Genomic DNA, 16,507 nt, shown 5'->3' on the forward strand with positions numbered 1-16,507 from the left:
ATTTTACGAATTGTCCGCCGGCCGGCGCGACTTGCATCGAAGGGATGATCGCCGCATGGGGCACGGGCGCATTGGAGAAGCCGCCATGTCCCGCCGGTCGACCACCCATGGCATCCCGCGCCGTTCGATGGCGATCGCCGCCTTTTCGACCGTGGTCGAATGGTATGATTTCACGCTGTACCTCTACCTCGCGACGGTGCTGTCGCGCGTTTTCTATGGCGGGGGCACCGCGTCGCTCGCGCTGACGCTGGGCGGGTTCGCCGTCGCCTATCTGATGCGGCCGCTGGGTGCGATCGTGTTCGGGCGGATCGGCGACCGGCACGGCCGCCGCGCGATGATGCTGGCGTCGATGGCGCTGATGACGGTGGCGATGCTCGGCATCGCGCTGCTCCCCACCCGCGAGACGATCGGCCCGGCGGCGGGATGGCTGCTGCTGGCGCTGCGCTGTGTCATGGCCTTCTCGGTCGGTGGCGAATATACCGGAGTCGTCGCCTATCTGTTCGAGGGGGCCGCTCCCGACCGGCGCGGACTCGTCACCTCGTCCGCCTCGGCGGCGAGCGAGGTCGGTGGATTGCTCGCGGTCGGCGTGTCGGCGGCGACGGTCAGCCTGATGAGCGCCGAGGCGCTGGCGGCATGGGGCTGGCGCATCCCGTTCTTCCTGGGTGCGGGACTGGCCGGCGCGGTCGCGCTCGCCCGGTCGACGTTGCAGGAATCGCCCGAGTTCGAACAGCAACGCGCGGCCGGCACCATTCCCGATGCGCCGCTGCGACAGGTGCTGACGCATCACCGCCCCGCGATCCTGCGCGGCTTCGCGATCTCGGCGCTGGGGTCGATCACCTATTATGTCGGCATCGTCTATGTTCCCGCCTTCCTGACCAGCGTCGGGGCGATGGGCGAAGGCGCGGCGCTGTGGCTGTCGACCGCCGCGGCGGTAATGGTGATCGCGGTGACGCCGTTCGTCGGCGTCCTGTCCGACCGGATCGGGCGCAAGCCGGTGCTGCTGGGCATCTGCGCCGCCGCCGCGCTGCTGCCCGCGACGATGTTCGCGGTGATGGCGAACGGCGGGCCGGTGGTGGCGCTCGGCGGCGCGCTGGTGCTGGCGGCACTGGGCGGGGCGATGAGCGCGGTCGGCGCGGTGGCGACTGCCGAACAATTCCCCGGCGAAGGTCGCCTCAGCGGCCTCGCGCTGGGTGCGACCGCCGCGACCGCGCTGTTCGGCGGCTTGGCGCCGCTCGTGTCGCAATTGCTGCTGGAGCGGACCGGATGGCCGATGGTCCCGGGCATCATGATCGCGGTGGTGGCGCTGGCGGTCGCGCCGGTGCTGATCGGCCTGCGCGAAACCCGGCCGGTGCTGCCTGCGCGATAGCATCTGATTCCGCCGACCGGACGCCGATTGGTCCGCTCCGCACCGATCCACTGGTTCATACCTTCGGCGGGTATACCATCCGGTTTGCGTTAACCGGTATTTATCCCGCGCCGTCCTAACCAGCATCAACGCGCAACACGGCGCGATCGATGCGGGGGGAATGGAAGGATGCTTCACTGGTTTCGGGCGACGGCACCGATCCGTCGCAAGTTCGACTTGATGCTGGTCGTCATGGTCGGGCTGGCCGCCGTGCCGGTCGGGACGACGTGGATCGCGATGTCACGCGACGATCCGCCGGGCGTGCTGATCGGGATCGCGCTGGCCGCGCTGACGGCGGTCGCCGTCGTGATGCTGACCGCCAAGCGGCTGGTCTGCGATCCCTATGTCACCACCGTGGTCCGCATGGAGGGGATGGCCGCGGGCGACCTCGATTCGCCGGTACTGTTCACCGACCACACCGACTGCGTCGGGCGGATGACCCAGGCGATGGATGTGTTCCGGGCGCATGGCGAAGCGGTTCGGGCCGCCAACGTCGCGCAGCAACAGGTCGTCACCGCGCTGGGCAACGGCCTGTCGCGGCTGGCGGCAGGCGACGTCACCCACCGCGTGACCGATCCGTTCGCGAACGATTATGACCGGCTCCGCATCGATTTCAACGCGGCGATGGAGTCGATCGCCGACATGCTGCGTGCGGTCAGTTCCGCCAGCTATGGCATCAACAACGGTGCCGACGACGTCCGCCAGGCCTCCGACGACCTATCGCAGCGCACCGAGCAACAGGCCGCGAACCTGGAACAGACCGCCGCCGCGATGGAGGAAATCACCTCGACCGTGCGCGAAACCGCCGCCGGAGCCGTGCGCACCAACAGCGTCGTCCGCGACACCCGCAGCGAAGCCGAACAGTCGGGCGACGTCGTGCGCCGGGCGGTGGCGGCGATGCAGGGAATCGAGCGCGCCTCGTCCGAGATCGGCGCGATCATCAGCGTGATCGACGGGATCGCGTTCCAGACCAATCTGCTGGCGCTGAACGCCGGGGTCGAGGCGGCACGCGCCGGCGATGCCGGTCGCGGTTTCGCGGTCGTCGCGTCCGAAGTACGGGCGCTGGCGCAGCGATCGGCCGACGCCGCCAAGGACGTGAAGGCGCGCATCACCGCCTCGTCGGATCAGGTGGCGACCGGAGTCGCGCTGGTCAGCGAAACCGGCGACGCGCTGCAACGGATCATCGGCCGCATCGGCGAGATCAGCACGCTGGTGGCAACCATCGCCACCGCCGCCGAGCATCAGGCGAACGGGCTGCAACAGGTCAACATCGCTGTCGGCGCGATGGACAGCGTGACGCAGCAGAATGCGGCGATGGTCGAGGAAGCGACCGCCGCCGCCCGCAGCCTTGCCGAAGAAGCCCATGCGCTGGCCGTGCAGGTAGCGCGCTTCAAACTCGACGATCGGGCTCCGCTCGCACCGGAAGCGCCCGCCGTCCACCGGCTACAGGCCCGCGCCGCGCAGGCGGGACGCGAGATCGCCCGCACCGCGCGTCGCCGCAGCGTCGCCACCAGCATCGGCAGCGCCGCCGTGGCCGGTGACGACTGGTCCGAATTCTGATCGCGTCGATCCGGGAGCATCGCATGACCCCCCTTCCCCTGTCCGCCGTGCTCGATACCGCCGCCGCCCCGGCGCTACGCGACCTGCTCGTGGAGCGCCTGTCGGCGGGCGAACCGCTGCTGCTCGACGGATCGGGGGTCGAACGGATCGGGCAGGCGTGTCTGCAGGTGCTGATCGCGGCGGAAACGGCGGCGCGGGCCGCCGGCGTGACCTTCGCGATCGACGCCCCCAGCCCCGCGCTGGCCGACATGACCGCGCTCGCCGGTCTTTCCCCTCTTCTCGCCGCCTGAACGGAGCGCGCCCGTGGATCTCGACGCCATCCAGCAGATTTTCTTTCAGGAATGCGACGAAGGACTCGCCGGCATGGAGGCGAACTTCGCCCTGCTGCGCGAGGGGGACCGCGATCCCGAAACGATCAACGCCGTGTTCCGCTGCGTCCATTCGATCAAGGGGGGCGCAGGGGCGTTCGGCCATGAGCGGCTGCAAGCCTATACCCATGAATATGAAACGCTGCTCGACCTGATCCGCAACGGCACGCTGGCGCTGGGGCCGGACCTGCTCGACCTGACGATGCGCGCGTTCGATGTGCTTGCCGATCATGTGGCGGTGGCCCGCGACGGCGGCCGCCTGCCCGACGACGCGGCGATGCTCGCGCGGCTGACGGCGGCGGCGAAGGGCGATGCGCCGGCCCCGACTCCGGCCCCGACGGCGCCCGCGTTCGACGACGGGTTCGACGATCTGATGGCGATGCTGGACGATGTCGTCCCGGCCGAACCGGTCGTGGCGGACTGGTCGCTTACCTGCCGGCCGACGCCCGGCGCGTTCGACCATGGTTCCGAACCGCTGCTGCTGCTGCGCGAACTGGCGCTGCTCGGCGGCACGATCCTGTCCTGCGACCGGTCGGCGCTGCCGGCACTGGCTGAACTCGATCCCGCGACGCCGTATCTCGGCTGGCAGGTGGCGTTGCCCGGCACGCTGGACGAGGACGACATCCGCGCGGTGTTCGATTTCGTCGATGCCTGCGAAGTAACGCTGGCGCGCGCCGATGCGGCGGCGGCGGTGGCGGCGGACGATCCCGACATCGACGATCTGCTGGCGATGCTGGCCGATCCGGAACCCCTGCCCACCCCCGAACCCGACATCGTCGTAGAGGCGGTCGCACCGCCGGTCGTCAGCGACGAACCACTGGCCAAGGCGGTGGCGACCGGCGGTCAGACGATCCGCGTCGACCTCGACCGGCTCGACCGGCTGGTCAATCTGGTCGGCGAACTGGTGATTACCCAGGCGATGCTGGCGCAGCGCCTGACCGAACACCGTCTGGGCGACATATCGGAACTGAGCGACCTCGAACATCTGACGCGCGAGTTGCAGGAATCGACGATGGCGATCCGCGCGCAGCCGATGAAGACGGTGTTCAGCCGCGTGCCGCGCATCATCCGCGAGCTGGAGGGCGAAACGGGCAAGCGCGTCCGGTTGGAGGTCGAGGGCGAGATGACCGAGGTCGACAAGACCGTGGTCGAACGCATCGGCGAGCCGCTCACCCACCTCATCCGCAATGCCGTCGACCATGGGCTGGAGACGCCCGACGTGCGCGCCGCCGCCGGCAAGCCGGCCGAGGGGCTGGTGCGGCTGTCGGCCGCGCATCATTCGGGGCGGATCGTCATCACCGTCACCGACGATGGACGCGGCATCGACCGGCGGGCGGTGCTGGCCAAGGCGATCGAGCGCGGCATCGTCCTGCCCGACGCTGCGCTGAGCGACGACGAGATCGACAATCTGATCTTCGCACCGGGCTTTTCGACCGCCGCCGCCGTGTCCAACATTTCCGGGCGCGGCGTGGGAATGGACGTGGTCCGCCGCAATATCCAGGCGCTGGGCGGGCGGATCGGCATCCAGTCGCGCGAGGGCCATGGCTCCAGCTTCTCGCTCAGCCTGCCGCTGACGCTGGCGGTACTCGACGGGATGATCGTGACGGTCGGCAGCCAGACCTTCGTCATCCCGCTGGGCGCGATCGTCGAGAGCCTGCGCCCGACCGAGGCGATGCTCAACCGCTTCGGTCCCGACGCCGCGCTGCTCGACGTGCGCGGCGCCTATGTGCCGGTGCTGCCGGTCGCACGGCATCTGGACATCGGCGGGGCCGAACGCGACGCGACACAGGCGGTGCTGATCGTGGTCGAGGGCGATCAGGGGCAGGCGGCGCTGCTGGTCGATTCGATCCAGGACCAGCGGCAGGTGGTCGTCAAAAGCCTCGAGGCGAATTACCGGGCGATCGACGGCGTGTCGGGGGCGACGATCCTCGGCGACGGGCGGGTCGCGCTGATCCTCGACGTCGATGCGCTGACCGCGCACAGCCGCGCCGGCATCCGCGCGCCGCTGGCCCGTGCCGCATGAACGCCCCTGCCGCCCAGCCTGCGCCCCGCACCCGCGAGTTCGGCTTCTGCAAGGCCGATCACGAGGCGATCGCCGCGATCGCCCATGCCGAGGTCGGCATCCTGCTGCCCGAGGGCAAGGCGCAGCTTGTCTATGGCCGACTGGCGCCGCGCGTGCGTGCCTGCGGGCTGACCAGCGTCGGCGACTATATCGCGCTGATCGGCCGCGATCCCGCCGAGCGCGCCCGCGCGCTCGACGCGCTGACGACCAACCACACCAGCTTCTTTCGCGAACCACATCATTTCGAGGATTTCGCGCAGCGGCTGTGGCCGACGCTGGCGGCGCGGCTGACCGCCGGCGATCCGGTCCGGCTGTGGTCGTCGGCCTGCTCCTCGGGCGAGGAACCCTATAGCTGGCTGATGGCCGCGCTGGGCGAGGACCGCGCGAACGCCGCGCACCTGCTGCGCCGCGACTTCCGCATGCTCGCCACCGACATCTCGCCGAGCGTGCTGGCGACCGCCCGCGCCGGCAGCTATCCGCGCGACGCGCTGGCCAATGTACCCGCGACGCTGCGCAGCGTCTGGACGCAGGGGCGCGGCGACATGCTGACGGTCGATCCGCTGCTGCGCGACGCGATCGCGTTCAAATCGCTCAACCTGCTCGGCGACTGGCCGCTCAGGCGGCGGTTCGACGCGATCCTGTGCCGCAACGTCATGATCTATTTCGACGAACCGACCAAGGAACGGCTGCTCAGCCGGCTGGCCGATCATCTCGAGGTCGGCGGCATGCTCTATATCGGCCATTCCGAACGGCTGATCGGGCCGGTCGCGCGCCGGTTCGAACTGGTCGGGCGCACCGCCTATCTGAAGGTCGCGGCATGAGCGTCCGTACCCTCGTCATCGACGATTCGCGCACGATGCAGGCGCTGATCCGCCAGCGGCTCGCCGCCGATCCATCGATCGAGGTGATCGGCACCGCCGCCAGCGCCGACGAGGCGCGCGCGCAGATCAAGGCGCTCGACCCCGATGTCGTAACGCTCGACATCGAGATGCCGGGGATGAACGGGCTCGATTTCCTCGAACGGCTGATGCGGCTGCGGCCGATGCCGGTGGTGATGGTGTCGTCGCTGACCTCGGAACGCGCCGATACCACGCTGGCCGCGCTGGAACTGGGCGCGTTCGACTGTTTCGACAAGGCAGGGTTGCAGACGCGACAGGCGGGCAGCGTCGATCTGGCCGAACTGGTCCGCGCCGCCGCCGCCACCCGGCCGCAGGCGCGCGGGGCCGCCGCACCCGGCACCGCGACCAAGGGCTATACGCCGCGTGGCGGTGCGATGATCGCGATCGGCGCATCCACCGGCGGCGTCGAGGCGCTGATCGAACTGCTGTCGAGTTTTCCGGCCAATTGCCCGCCGACCGTCATCGTCCAGCACATGCCCGCCAGCTTCACCACCAGTTTCGCCGCGCGGCTGAACCGGATGTGCGCGCCGACCGTCGCCGAAGCACGCGCCGGCGCGGTCCTGTCGGTCGGTACGGTCCATGTAGCGCCGGGCGGCGAGCGGCATCTGGAGATCGGCGGCAGCGGCGAGCGGCGACACTGTCGCCTGATCGAAGCGGACAAGACCAACGGGCACCGCCCCTCGGTCGACCGGCTGTTTCATTCGATCGCGCGTCACGCCGGCGCGGATGCGGCAGGAGCGATCCTGACCGGGATGGGTGGCGATGGTGCCGAAGGGTTGAGGACGATGCGAATGGCGGGGGCGATGACGATCGGACAGGATGCGGCGACCAGTATCGTCTATGGCATGCCGGCGGTCGCGCACCGGATCGGTGCCGTGGTCGAACAACTTCCCCTGCGCCGCATCGGCCCGCGCCTGCTGGCGGCATGCGCCGCATGAACACGCCCGATTTCCCGTTCCGCCGCATCACCGTCGCGCAGGGCGAGACGCAGGTGAGCCGCGCGCCCGACGTGGTGCTGACGACCGTGCTCGGCAGTTGCGTGGCGGCGTGCTTCTACGATCCGGTCGCGCAGGTCGGCGGCATCAACCATTATCTGCTGGCCGACGGCAGCGCGACCGACACCGCGTCGATGCAGCGGTACGGCGTCTATGCGATGGAGGTGCTCATCAACGCGATGCTGGCGGTCGGCGCGGCGCGGCACCGGCTGAAGGCGCGGATCTTCGGCGGAGCGATGATGCGGCAGGGATTTCGCGATTTCGGCGCGGCCAACGTCACCTTCGCCCGCGAATTCCTGCGGGCCGAGAATATCCCGCTGGTCGGCGAGGACGTCGGCGGGGCGTGCGCCCGCCGGGTCGAGTTCCGCGCCGCGCTCGGCCTCGCCCGGTGCCGGTCGGTGATCGACGTGATGGCGCCGCTGCGTCCCGTGCGCGCGGCCGTACCGATCGCGGCATTGGGCGGCGATGTCGAATTTTTTAACTGATCCATGTCTATTCAGGGAGTTGCACAATGAACAAGACCATTATGACCGTTGATGATTCCCCCAGTATGCGCATGCTGCTACGTATCGCGCTGACCGATCTCGGCTATCGCGTGATCGAGGCGGAGGACGGCGTCCATGCGCTCGAAACGCTGGGCGGGGTCGAACCCGATCTGCTCATCACCGACATCAACATGCCGCGGATGGACGGCTTCGGCCTGATCGCCGAGGTGCGTGGACAGGGCCGCAGCAGCCTGCCCATCCTGGTGCTGACCACCGAAAGCTCCGACGACAAGAAGGCGCGCGCGCGTGCCGCCGGCGCGACCGGATGGATCGTCAAGCCGTTCAACCCCGACAAGCTGGCCGCGGCGATCCGCCGCGTGCTGCACTGATCCAACCCCGCGAGGTCCGCCATGTCCCGTCAACTCATCACCTTCCAGCTCGGCGAGCAGATTCTCGGCGTCGACATCATGGCGATCCGCGAAATCCGCGCATGGTCGCCGGCGACGCCGCTGCCCAACGTGCCGGCGCATGTGCGCGGCGTGGTGAACCTGCGCGGGGTGGTGCTGCCGGTACTCGACCTGCGGTGCCGGCTGGGATGGGGCACGACCGATCCGACCGCACGCCACGTCATCATCGTGGTCCGCATCGGCCAGCAGTTGCAGGGGGTGATCGTCGATGCGGTGAACGACATCGTCACCGTCGCGCCCGAAGCGATGCAACCGCTTCCCGACATGGGCGATACCGAAGCGTCGCGCTTCCTCGAAGGGCTGGCGACGATCGACGACCGCATGATCCTGGTACTCGCACTCGACCGGCTGGTCGAGCCGGTGGCGATGGCGGACGCCGCCTGACCCCGTCATTCCTCTTTCGCCGAAGGTTCGGCCTGTGCCCGTAACAACCAAAGTAATCGTGGTCGATGATTCACTGACCATGCGCGCCCTGATCGCCGGGGCGCTGGAGAGGATCGCCGGAGTGGAGGTCGTCGGACTGGCCGACGGCGCAGCGGAGGCACGCGAGATGATGGAGAGCTTACGCCCCCACGTCATGACGCTGGACGTCGAGATGCCGGGAATGAGCGGGATCGACTATCTGGCCGAAGTGATGGAGCGGCGGCCGATGCCGGTCATCATGTTCTCGACCCGCACCACCGACGGTGCGTCCGAATCGATCGAGGCGCTCCGGCTGGGCGCGATCGACTGTTTTCCCAAGCCGCGCGTCGCCGCGCCGGCCGAACTGGACGCGATCATCGCGCGGCTCGGCAAGCGGATCAAACAGGCGCGCAACATGGAGCTCAAGGCCGTCCGTCCGGCCGCCGCGGTGACGAAGGTCGCGCCGATCGACTGGAACGGCCGGCTGGTCGTGGTCGGCGGCGATGCGTCGAGCACCGCCGCGATGTTCGAGATGTTCACCGCCTTTCCGGCGAACTGCCCGCCGGTGCTGATCGTCCAGCATCTGGCGCCCGGCCTGCTCGACAGCATGGTCGCCAAGCTGGGACAGCAGATCGCGCCCAAGGTGACGGTCGCCGCCGATGGCATGGCGATCGAGCAGGGCACGCTCTATTTCGCGCCGCCGGGCGATCATCACCTGATCGTCGATGCGTGGCCGAACGGGCGCGTCCGACTGCTCGCGCGCGATCCGGTGGCGGGCGAGCGGCCGTCGATCTCGCTGCTGTTCGCCTCCGCCGCCAAGGCGGCGGGCACCGACGTGGTCGGTACGCTGCTGATCGACGGCAGCGAGGACGGTGGCGGCGGGGTGAAGGCGATGACGGCGGCGGGCGGCTACACCATCGCGCCGGCGGCGGGCGGCGGCCATGTCCTCGCGCGCGGCATGGTGTCGCAACCGGTGGCGCGCGATGCGCTGGCGCAGGCGGTGCTCAAACTATGCTCGCGATAACGCCCCCCGCCCCCCGCTGCGAGCGGGACACGCTGGCGCTGGCCATGGCCGACGAACTGCTGCTCGCCTCGCAGCGGCTGGCCGACCTCGCCTATGATCTTGCCAGCGACGAGGTGACGCTGCGTCGCCACCTGACCAGCCTGCAGGAAGTCGACCGGGTGACGCAGATGCAGTTGGCGATCGCCGACCTGCTGCGCGCCGGGCCGGACGCGCCGGCGGCGGTGAACGCGGTGACGCTGGACGAGATGCGGCAGCGATTGTTGCGGCGGATGGACGGTGTCGGCGGCTGACCGTTTAACCCGCTGTGAAGATTGACGCGCTACGCCGGGGAAGAATCGAGGGGTTTTTACACCGGGGGCCACCATCCAAATGCAATCGTTACCCATCGGCAAGCGCATCGCCGGCGCGTTCGGCGTCCTGACGCTCAGCGTCCTTTTGATGATCGGCATCCTGTGGTGGGCGCTCGACCGGATCGGGACGACCAGCGCCGACAGCGTCCGCGCCCAGGACATCCATAGCGAGGCGCAGGCGATGGAAGCCGCGATGCTCGCACAGAACAGCCAGATGCGCGGCTTCATCATCGCCGGCGATCCGCAGAATATCGCCGATTACCGCGAGGCGGTCGACCGCGAGCGCAAGGCCGCCGACGCGCTCGGCCAGTTGCTGGCGGGGGACGCCACGGCACAGCGCGACATCGTCGAAACCCGGCAGCGGATGGACGAATGGCGGCGGCAGTTGATCGATCCGGTGATCGCGCTCGCCCGCACCGACAGCGAAGCGGGGCGGCGCCTGCTGCTCGGCCGCAACGAATGGGCGGTGCGCTTCTGGGTGGACACCGTCACCCCGCCGCTGCACGCGGTACGCGACGCGCAGGGCGCGACGATGCAGCAGGTCCGCCTGGCCCGTACCGAAGCGATGCACACCGGCATGCTCACGCTGCTGGTCGGCGGCATCGCGCTGGTCGCGGCGACGATCGTGCTGTCGATCCTGCTGGCGCGCTCGCTCGCCCGGCCGATCGTGCGGCTGACCGACGAGATGGAGGCACTGGCGACCGGCGATCACGGCGTCGCGGTGGCCGATGCCACGCGCGGCGACGAGATCGGCGCGATGTCGCGCGCGGTGCTGGTATTCCGCGACGCCGCCGTCGCCAAGGCGCAGGCCGACGCCGAACAGCAACTGGTCGTCGACCGGGTCGGCGCGGCACTCGCCCGCCTTTCCGCCTTCGACCTGCGCGCGCGGTTGCACGGCTTCCCGCCGGCCTATGCCACGCTGGAGCGCGACTTCAACGCATCGGTCGCACAGCTCGGCCAGGCGATCGCCAGCGTGCGCGACGGCACCAGCGGCATCGTCGAGAACACTGCCGAGATGCAGGCGGCGACCGACGACCTCGCCCGCCGTGCCGAGCAACAGGCCGCGAGCCTTGAGGAAACATCCGCCGCGATCAACGAGATGTCGGACACGGTGCGCGAGAATGCGGTGCAGGCCCGCAGCGCGCAGGACGTGGCCGGCAAGGCGCGCGAGGATGTGAAGGAAAGCGAGGAGATCGTCCGCCGCACCGTCGCCGCGATCGGCGACATCGAACGGTCGTCGAACGAGATCGCCGAGATCATCTCGCTAATCGACGGGCTGTCGTTCCAGACCAACCTGCTAGCGCTGAACGCCGGGGTCGAGGCGGCCCGCGCGGGCGACGCCGGCAAGGGCTTTGCGGTCGTCGCGTCCGAAGTGCGCGCGCTGGCCGAGCGATCGGCCGATGCGGCGCGCGACATCAACCAGCGGATCACCGCGACGGTCGGGCGGGTGCGCAACGGCGTCGACCTCGCCCGGCAGACCGACGAATCGCTGCGCGGCATCGCCACCGACATCAACCAGATCGCGACCTTCGTCACCGCCATCGCCGGCAGCGCGTCGGAACAGGCGGCGACCATCCAGCAGATCAACACCGCGATCGGCGAGATGGACAGCGTGACCCAGTCGAACGCGGCGATGATCGAGGAGATCAACGCGGCGGTCGGCGCGCTGGGTGACGAAACCGCGACGCTCGACGCGCAGGTCGGCCGCTTCGTGGTCGACGACGCCCCCGCCCCGGCGGCCCCCGTCGCGCAGGTCGTCCCGCTGCGGGCGACACGGCCGATGGCACCGCCGCCGCCGCCAAAGCGCGTGGCCCGGCCGGTGCGCGGCAACACGGCGATCAAGGCCGACGAGGACGACTGGAGCAGCTTCTGACGGTGGATCCATCCGCATTGGAACAGACGTCATCCCAGCCTTCGCTCGGGCGACGTTTCGATGCAGTCGAATTAATGGTAACGGATTGACGAGCCGGGGCGCTCCGCCCCGGCTCGTTTCCGATCAGATCAACGCGCCGCGCACGTTCCCGCCCGGTGCCAGCGCGGCATACGCCTGCCGTACCGCGTCGGCGAACGCCGTATCGTCGCCCAGATCGCCGAAGATGTCGCGCATCGCCAGCAGCGCATCGACATCGCCGGCGCGTGCGAGCAACGCATCGCCGCGCGGATCGACCAGCGTCTCGCCGCTGGCCTTGCGCAGTTCGAGGAAACGGAACCACGCCGCGATCGGCACCGCCAGCCGCGTGACGCTACGCCCCGCCGCACGGGCATCGCGCACCGTGTCGAGCAGGCGATAGGGCAGCTTCTGCGATCCATCCCATGCGATCTGCGCCAGTTGGTGCGCGATCGCAGGATTGGCGAACCGCCCGAGCACCGCCGCGATATAGGCCGACAGGTCCATTTCGGCGGGCGGCACGATCGATGGCGCAATATCCTCGCGCATCAGCCGCTCGACGAACCCGGCAAGCGCCGTGTCGCGCATCGCATCGCGCACCGTGCCGAGGCCGAGCAGCAATCCGACATAGGCGAGCGTCGAATGCGCCCCGTTCAGCAGCCGCAGCTTCGCATTCTCGAAACCGCGAACGTCGCGGGTGAACTGGACGCCGGCTAGGTCGAACGGCGGCCGGTCGCCGGCGAAATCATCCTCGATCACCCATTGCGCGAACGCCTCGCGCTGGATCGGCCACGCATCGTCGAGGCCCGTCGCGGCGCGGACGGTGTCGCGCAGGGCATCGTCGGTCGCAGGGGTGATCGAATCGACCATCGCGCAGGGAAAGCGGACGCTGTCGTCGATCCACAACGCCAGATCGGGATCGCGCGCGGCGGCGAGATCGCGCACCGACCGGCGGAAGCGGTGGCCGTTGTCCGCCAGATTGTCGCACGACAGCAGCGTGATCGCGCCCCCGCCGCTCGCCCGCCGCGCGGCGAGGCCGGCAACGAGCCAGCCCGACAGCGTCGATGGCTCCGCCCCATCGAGTTCGCGAACGATCGCCGGCGCGTCGAGGTCGAGCGCGCCATCGCCGGTCAGGTGATAGCCCTTTTCGGTCACGGTCGTCGTCACCAGCCGCGTTGTCGGCGCGGCGAGCCGCGAGAGCAGCGCGTCGCGGCGATGCGCGGTCAGCAGTTCCGTGATCGATCCGATGACGCGGAACCGCGTGTCGCTGTCGAGCAGCGCCAGCGTGTAGAGCCCGTCCTGCGGCCCGAGCGCTTCGGCGACGCTGGTCGAGTTCAGCGCGACCGCGCTGATTGCCCAGCGCGGATCGGCCTTGAGGATCGCATCGACATAGGCCGCCTGATGCGCGCGGTGGAATGCGCCGGGGCCGATGTGGACGATACCGGGCGTCAGCGCGGTCCGGTCATAGTCCGGCCGCGCGACCATCGGCGCGGCCTGCGCCAGCGTGGCGTTCGACAGTTTCACAGCTTGTACGCCTGTTTGACGAGGGCATAGGTCAGATCGTGCGCGACCGCATGCGCCTCGTCGAGCGCCAGCCGGTGTTCGGCGACCAGCCGGGCAAGGAACGCGCAATCGACGCGACGGGCGACGTCGTGCCGCGCCGGGATCGACAGGAAGGCGCGCGTATCGTCGTTGAAACCGACGGTGTTATAGAAACCCGCCGTCTCGGTCGTCATCTCGCGGAAACGGCGCATGCCCTCGGGACTGTCGTGGAACCACCACGCCGGCCCCAGCCGCAGGCACGGATAATGGCCTGCCAGCGGCGCCAGTTCGCGGGCATAGGTCGTTTCGTCGAGGGTGAAGAGGATGATCGTCAGTTCGGTGCTGGTGCCGACCACGTCGAGCATCGGCTTCAACGCCGCGACATAATCGGTCCGCGTCGGGATGTCGGCGCCCTTGTCGCGGCCATAGGCGTCGAACAGTCCGCGATTATGGTTGCGGAACGATCCGGGGTGGATCTGCATCACCAGCCCGTCGTCGATCGACATGCGCGCCATTTCGGTCAGCATCTGCGCGCGGAACAGCTCGGCGTCGGCGGCGTCGGCGGTGCCGCCGATCACCTTGGCGAACAGGGCTTCGGCTTCCACGGTCGACAGGTTGGCGGTACGCGCGGTCGGATGGCCGTGGTCGGTCGAGGTCGCGCCGGCGGCGATGAAATCCTGCCGGCGCTTGCGATGCGCGGCCAGATAGCCCTGCCAGTCGTGGACGTCCTCGCCCGTAAGATCGGCGAACTTCAGCAGCGCGGGGCGGAATGCCTCATGCTCGCAATCGATCACCGCATCGGGGCGATAGGCGGTGACGACACGCCCGCCCCAGCCGCTTTCCCGAATGGCGCGGTGGTGGAGCAGCGGGTCGTCCGCGCCTTCAGTCGTCGCGATCAGTTCGATGCCGAACCGGTCGAACAATGCCCGCGGGCGATAGGCGTCGCTGGCGAGCAGGTCGCCGATCCGGTCGAAATAGGTGTCGGCATTGGCGGTGGTCAGCGCTTCGTCGAAGCCGAACACCTCGCCGAACACATGGTCGAGCCACAGCCGCGACGGCGTGCCGCGGAACAGATGCTGGTGCGCGGCGAATACGCGCCACGCCGCGCGCGGATCGGCGGTGATGCTGCCGTCGCGGCGCGGCACCGCGACGTCGTCCAGCGCCACGCCCTGGCTGTAGAGCATACGAAAGATATAATGGTCGGGCGACAGCAGCAGCTCGGTCGCATCGCGCCACGGCCGGTCGGTCGCGAACCACGACGGGTCGGTATGACCGTGCGGGCTGACGATCGGCAGGTCGCGGATTTCGGCGTAGAGTTCGCGTGCGAGGCCCCGCGTCGTCGGATCGGCGGGGAACAGGCGATCGGGGTCGAGCAGCAGGGCAGGCATCACACTCTCCTTTTGCCGATGCCCGATGCGGCATTGTGCCAACGGTGGCAACAGACTATTTCAGCCCCATGCTCGAAATCCTGTCCACCGCCGATTCCCGCCCTGCCCCCGTCCGATCGGTCCGGGTCGATGGCGATGACGACGTCGCCGTCCTGCTCGCTCCGGTCGAGGCGGGCAATACGGTGGCGGTCGACGATATTATCGTTATCGCCCGCGACGCGATCCCCGCCGGGCACAAGATCGCGGTGCGCGCCGTGGCACAAGGGGCACCGGTGCGCCGCTATCGCGCGCCGATCGGCCTTGCCCGCCAACCGATCGCGGTCGGCGAACATGTCCATGTCCACAATGTCCGCACCGCGCTGAGCGGCGAGGACGCCTATCGCTACGAACCGGTCGCGGCAGAAGCGGTGCCGGCGCGCCGCGAGCCGGGGTTCATGGGCTATGTCCGCGCCGATGGCAGCGTCGCCACCCGCAACGAAATCTGGATCCTGCCGACGGTCGGCTGCGTCGGCCGGCTGGGCGAGCGGATCGCGGCAGCGGCCGGGCCGCGCCATGCCGGGCGGATCGATGGCGTCCATGCGTTCAACCACCCGTTCGGCTGTTCGCAATTGGGTGACGATCTCAACCGCACCGGGGCGATCCTCGCGGCGCTGGCGGCCAACCCCAATGCCGGGGGCGTGTTGCTGCTGGGGCTAGGTTGCGAATCGAACCAGCTCGACGCGATGCTGGCGCGGATGCCCGACACGGTACGCGCCAAGGTCGCCCATGTCCGCGCACAGGCGAGCGGCGACGAATTCGCCGAGGGGCTGGCGGCGGTCGACACGCTGGTCGAGGCGGCGGCGTGCGAGCGCCAGCCGGTGCCGCTGTCGGCGCTGCGGCTGGGGGTGAAGTGCGGTGGATCGGATTCGATGAGCGGCCTGACCGCCAATCCGCTGATCGGGCGGATGACCGACCGGGTGGCGGCCGCCGGCGGCACCGTCCTGATGACCGAAATCCCCGAAATCTTCGGCGCGGAGCGGTTGCTGATGGCGCGCTGCACCGACGAAGGCGTGTTCGATCGGCTGGTCGAGGTGACGAACCGCTTCAAACGCTATTTCCTCGATCACGGCGAACCGGTGTCGGAAAACCCCAGCCCCGGCAACATCGCGGGCGGCATCACCACGCTGGAGGAAAAATCGCTGGGCGCGGTGCAGAAGGGCGGCGTCGCACGGGTAAGCGACGTGCTCGATTATGGTGAGGCGGTGCGCCGCCCGGGGTTGTCGGTGGTCGATGCACCGGGCAATGATGCGGTGTCGACCACCGCGCTGGCGGCGGCGGGGGCGACGATCACGCTGTTCTCGACCGGACGCGGCACGCCGCTCGGCTCGCCGGTGCCGACGATGAAGATCGCGACCAACCATGATCTGGCGACGCGCAAGTCGGGCTGGATCGATTTCGACGCCGCCACCGTGCTCGACGACGGGCAGGACGCGGCCGCCGACGCGCTGCTCGCCCGGATCGTCGCGGTCGCCTCGGGCGAACCCGCGCGCAACGAGACGAACGACGAACGCGCGATCGGCATCTGGAAGTCGGGGGTTACGCTTTAGGTGGCCGGTCCACGCTGATGGTCTGCCCGCTATGGCGGGACAATTCCAAGGTCGCTTGCTCCAGCGGCGCCGTACCCCGCCGCAAC

Annotated in this window: 15 protein-coding genes; 13 read left to right on the forward strand and 2 right to left on the reverse strand. The window is 69.3% G+C overall.

Going from position 1 to position 16,507, the window contains the following annotated elements:
* The first annotated feature begins 85 nt into the window (after nucleotides 1-85).
* From LRA89_RS07090 to LRA89_RS07145, 12 genes are all read left to right on the forward strand, one after another.
* Nucleotides 86-1,366, forward strand: a complete 1,281-nt coding sequence (locus LRA89_RS07090; protein ID WP_230769589.1) for an MFS transporter — start codon at nucleotides 86-88, stop codon at nucleotides 1,364-1,366.
* A 168-nt stretch (nucleotides 1,367-1,534) separates the two neighbouring features.
* The gene (locus tag LRA89_RS07095) at nucleotides 1,535-2,965 is read left to right on the forward strand and encodes a methyl-accepting chemotaxis protein (RefSeq protein ID WP_230769590.1); all 1,431 of its coding nucleotides are present in this window, start codon (nucleotides 1,535-1,537) and stop codon (nucleotides 2,963-2,965) included.
* 23 nt (nucleotides 2,966-2,988) lie between these two features.
* Nucleotides 2,989-3,255 carry an STAS domain-containing protein gene (locus LRA89_RS07100; RefSeq protein ID WP_230769591.1) on the forward strand — a complete coding sequence of 89 codons (267 nt, stop codon included), beginning with the start codon at nucleotides 2,989-2,991 and terminating at the stop codon, nucleotides 3,253-3,255.
* Between the two features lie 13 nt (nucleotides 3,256-3,268).
* Nucleotides 3,269-5,356, forward strand: a complete 2,088-nt coding sequence (locus LRA89_RS07105) for a chemotaxis protein CheA (RefSeq protein ID WP_230769592.1) — start codon at nucleotides 3,269-3,271, stop codon at nucleotides 5,354-5,356.
* Nucleotides 5,353-6,216 (forward strand): CheR family methyltransferase, encoded by an 864-nt coding sequence (locus tag LRA89_RS07110; RefSeq protein ID WP_230769593.1) that lies wholly within the window; start codon nucleotides 5,353-5,355, stop codon nucleotides 6,214-6,216. The genes LRA89_RS07105 and LRA89_RS07110 overlap by 4 nt, the downstream gene beginning before the upstream one ends.
* Complete coding sequence (locus LRA89_RS07115) at nucleotides 6,213-7,232, forward strand: protein-glutamate methylesterase/protein-glutamine glutaminase (RefSeq protein ID WP_056498017.1); 1,020 nt, start codon at nucleotides 6,213-6,215, stop codon at nucleotides 7,230-7,232. The genes LRA89_RS07110 and LRA89_RS07115 overlap by 4 nt, the downstream gene beginning before the upstream one ends.
* Complete coding sequence (locus tag LRA89_RS07120) at nucleotides 7,220-7,774, forward strand: chemotaxis protein CheD (RefSeq protein ID WP_082448227.1); 555 nt, start codon at nucleotides 7,220-7,222, stop codon at nucleotides 7,772-7,774. The genes LRA89_RS07115 and LRA89_RS07120 overlap by 13 nt, the downstream gene beginning before the upstream one ends.
* A 26-nt stretch (nucleotides 7,775-7,800) precedes the next feature.
* Nucleotides 7,801-8,163 carry a response regulator gene (locus LRA89_RS07125; RefSeq protein WP_055759251.1) on the forward strand — a complete coding sequence of 121 codons (363 nt, stop codon included), beginning with the start codon at nucleotides 7,801-7,803 and terminating at the stop codon, nucleotides 8,161-8,163.
* Between the two features lie 21 nt (nucleotides 8,164-8,184).
* Nucleotides 8,185-8,625 (forward strand): chemotaxis protein CheW, encoded by a 441-nt coding sequence (locus LRA89_RS07130; RefSeq protein WP_055759248.1) that lies wholly within the window; start codon nucleotides 8,185-8,187, stop codon nucleotides 8,623-8,625.
* A gap of 58 nt (nucleotides 8,626-8,683) precedes the next feature.
* A complete protein-coding gene (locus LRA89_RS07135) occupies nucleotides 8,684-9,667 on the forward strand; it encodes a chemotaxis protein CheB (RefSeq protein WP_268795719.1) in 984 nt (327 codons plus the stop codon).
* Between the two features lie 44 nt (nucleotides 9,668-9,711).
* Entirely contained in the window at nucleotides 9,712-9,957 is a 246-nt protein-coding gene (locus LRA89_RS07140) for a hypothetical protein (RefSeq protein WP_230769594.1), read from the forward strand.
* Nucleotides 9,958-10,036: 79 nt separating this feature from the next.
* Nucleotides 10,037-11,890 (forward strand): methyl-accepting chemotaxis protein, encoded by a 1,854-nt coding sequence (locus LRA89_RS07145; RefSeq protein WP_230769595.1) that lies wholly within the window; start codon nucleotides 10,037-10,039, stop codon nucleotides 11,888-11,890.
* A 123-nt stretch (nucleotides 11,891-12,013) separates the two neighbouring features.
* Here LRA89_RS07145 and LRA89_RS07150 read toward each other — a convergent pair whose 3' ends face one another.
* Nucleotides 12,014-13,429, reverse strand: a complete 1,416-nt coding sequence (locus tag LRA89_RS07150; RefSeq protein ID WP_230769596.1) for a mannitol dehydrogenase family protein — start codon at nucleotides 13,427-13,429, stop codon at nucleotides 12,014-12,016.
* On the reverse strand, nucleotides 13,426-14,835 hold the full coding sequence (gene uxaC / locus LRA89_RS07155; protein ID WP_230769597.1) for a glucuronate isomerase: 1,410 nt from the start codon (nucleotides 14,833-14,835) through the stop codon (nucleotides 13,426-13,428). The genes LRA89_RS07150 and uxaC overlap by 4 nt, the downstream gene beginning before the upstream one ends.
* Nucleotides 14,836-14,903: 68 nt before the next feature.
* Between uxaC and LRA89_RS07160 the strand changes: the two genes are divergently transcribed.
* A complete protein-coding gene (locus tag LRA89_RS07160) occupies nucleotides 14,904-16,421 on the forward strand; it encodes a UxaA family hydrolase (protein ID WP_230769769.1) in 1,518 nt (505 codons plus the stop codon).
* The last annotated feature ends 86 nt before the right edge of the window (nucleotides 16,422-16,507 follow it).

This window comes from Sphingomonas sp. Leaf4 (assembly GCF_920939515.1).
Classification (GTDB): domain Bacteria; phylum Pseudomonadota; class Alphaproteobacteria; order Sphingomonadales; family Sphingomonadaceae; genus Sphingomonas.